We start from the raw sequence: 2541 nt of genomic DNA, 5'->3' as shown, positions 1-2541 counted from the left end.
AAATATAACTATCTCACCAAACTTTTAGGACAATTAATTTTTATTTTGTCAAGATTTATTTGGGACACTTATTTTTTAATTTTACTGGTGTAAATATCAGTAGGTTTTTATTGGTGTCAAGATAGTAAATATCGGTGGGTTAAGGTGTTGGTGGGGAGTTTGGGAATTTTTAGGAAGTGAGGTTGCGTTGCTAAGTAACTACCCCAGCCCTGCATAGTTATGCGCGTCTGTGTTTAAAATATCGTGGGGTTACTCTGTCCCGTTTATTCAGTCTTTATTCACCCTCGCCAAACACCCCGTTTTAACCCCGTCAGGAAGCAAACCTATAACGCCGTAACCCCTTGATATAACACGTTGTGACACCCCTCAGAGGTAGTAAATTAAGGCGTTATAGTGCAGGCAATCTCTATTATGTTAAATAGCTTGTGCGGAGATTAAAATCTGAGGGTGTTTGCTGGTGATAGTTGGACAGATTTTACGTAGCTGTGCGAACTATTCTCATTTAGGACGCTGATCCCTCCATCTTAAAACTGCATAACTTGTGACTTACCATTAGTTGATAACCACTCTCATTTATATAGGTCAAACCTTAGTTTACTATCTCATATACGTGATAATACTTCTCATTTGCATATATCCCACAATAAAACGCCCTCATAGCCTTTCTCAGCGTATTTCTAACCCTTTGTAATGCAACCATACCACTATTTTATATATCGCCTCTCAGGGCGTTTTAGAGGTGTATGTTTATAAATGGCATATGCTAATTATTAATTATGCAATTGGTGTTTGTGTGTCTGAGTGGTGTAGATATGCAGGGTATTGAATGAATATATTTGAGCGAACACGTGTAAGCTGAATGGGGTATACTCCAATTTAAAGGGGTTATGTGTATGGAGCGTGAAAGAGGGTTGCTTAACACCTCCTTGTGAACTGATTATACCTATGAATGTATACACTCTCACCATAATTATACACACCTTAGCTTATGATCCATCTCTCACACTATGTTAAAACCAATATACATATAGTGTTGATGTGATTAGAGTTTAATCACGGTGAACACGAATAAGGATTATAAAATGGGTAAGGTAGAAACACTTCAATCCAAGATAGGATGTATAGAAGCTAAGCTTTCTGAGATGTTTAAAGAGGATTTTAAGTATGATCCTCAAGAAGGAAACGCTACTCACTTGATATTCGATGCAAACTCTTACACGTTTGCTATCTCTCCATCCTCCATTAACAATAACACTGAGTCCGAATTAAGTAAAAAACTAGAAAAGAAGATACCCAACTGTGAAAAAGGTAAGGTTTATGTATTAGATACAGATATGATTATTGTTGAAAGCTGGGATATTAATCAATAACCTTGCCACAAGGGGAGAACAGCTCCCCTATTTCCACTACATTCCATCTTCCTTACAACATTCACTTTCACCTATACGTTATAAGTTAATGTTGACTGTTTTACTCCGCAAGGTAAAGCTTACGCGATTACCTGAGGTCTTGTATGATACCTCATCTTCAAAGCGCCAGCGTCCTAACTCTCCGTTACCGAGTGCGTTGTGTGCTGCCCAGACCATTTTTCCATCATCAATACTACAGGCATACGAAAAATATTTACTATCAGACTTCCTTTTATAGCTGACTAGATAAGCTGTATCTGAAACGGCTGTACCACTCATTCGGCTAGGGGGACGTCCAAAAAGTCCGCCTATATACTCCTTACACATTTCTATTTTGTCCGATTTAGTAAGGTTATGTGTCGATGAGCTATCAGGATCAGAGTCGCCTGCTACAATTGCGTAAATGACTATTACGATAATCACAAGCACCGCTATATTACTTTTTGTTTTATACTTAATAGGAAGATCTATCCCAGACGGCTGTCCTCCCATCCTGCTGTATATGTCGTAGAATTCTTTGTACCCTTTCAGATTTGTCTTTGCTTTAAAACTCTTCTCACCAACCGTAACAGAAATATAGATATCTTTGTCTATCTCCTCCTCTTTTTCGACGCTAGTTATTTCACTAAAAGGGATCTTCTGTATATTATAAAGACCTGTGTTAATATTATCTTTATCAATTTGCCAATCAGTTTTTTCAAAATCACCTGAAATAATACTTAAGCTTCTCATTCCCTATCTAACCTATTGCTGCTTCTCTTTACAGCAATATTAGCAGTTGTTAACGTTAGTTGATGTGACTATCTTCTCATACAAAAAGTAATACCATAGTATAATGAGTAATGATAATCACTATCGCTCTCATAAGCTCTCTCAGCGCTTCTATGATTAATACAACCCAGCTACACTACCCTACCTTAAAAACCTCTGAGAATGGCTGTGCGGCTTATTTTTAACGTGATTCCTTTGTGTTCTCATGAGATTACGTACAAACACCACTCATATTATTATATATAACTTCCCCATGAGTTGACACCAGAACCATATACAAAACTATCATTAGCCAACTATAAAAATAGAAGGGTAATGTATATAATTTCTCTCTAAAAGTTTCACTAGGTAAACTCTTTAC

2 protein-coding genes are annotated in these 2541 nt (G+C 37.0%); one reads left to right on the top strand and one right to left on the bottom strand.

The genetic code is table 11. From position 1 onward, the window contains the following. Positions 1–1082 precede the first annotated feature (1082 nt). Positions 1083–1370, top strand: coding sequence for a hypothetical protein (locus tag BZJ19_RS16860; protein ID WP_077676476.1), 288 nt, complete (start codon positions 1083–1085; stop codon positions 1368–1370). 78 nt (positions 1371–1448) lie between these two features. On the opposite strand, the gene BZJ19_RS16855 is transcribed toward BZJ19_RS16860, so the two are convergent. Next, complete coding sequence (locus BZJ19_RS16855; RefSeq protein WP_077676475.1) at positions 1449–2141, bottom strand: hypothetical protein; 693 nt, start codon at positions 2139–2141, stop codon at positions 1449–1451. Positions 2142–2541 lie beyond the last annotated feature (400 nt).

Source organism: Salinivibrio proteolyticus, assembly GCF_001996165.1.
GTDB lineage: Bacteria > Pseudomonadota > Gammaproteobacteria > Enterobacterales > Vibrionaceae > Salinivibrio > Salinivibrio proteolyticus.
Note: the sequence above shows the minus strand (reverse complement) of the source record. Positions and strands in the feature narration are given on the sequence as shown.

Coding starts and splice junctions, on each gene's coding strand:
- BZJ19_RS16860 (WP_077676476.1), top strand. CDS start 1,083: ATGGGTAAGGTAGAAACACTTCAATCCAAGATAGGATGTATAGAAGCT.
- BZJ19_RS16855 (WP_077676475.1), bottom strand. CDS start 2,141: ATGAGAAGCTTAAGTATTATTTCAGGTGATTTTGAAAAAACTGATTGG.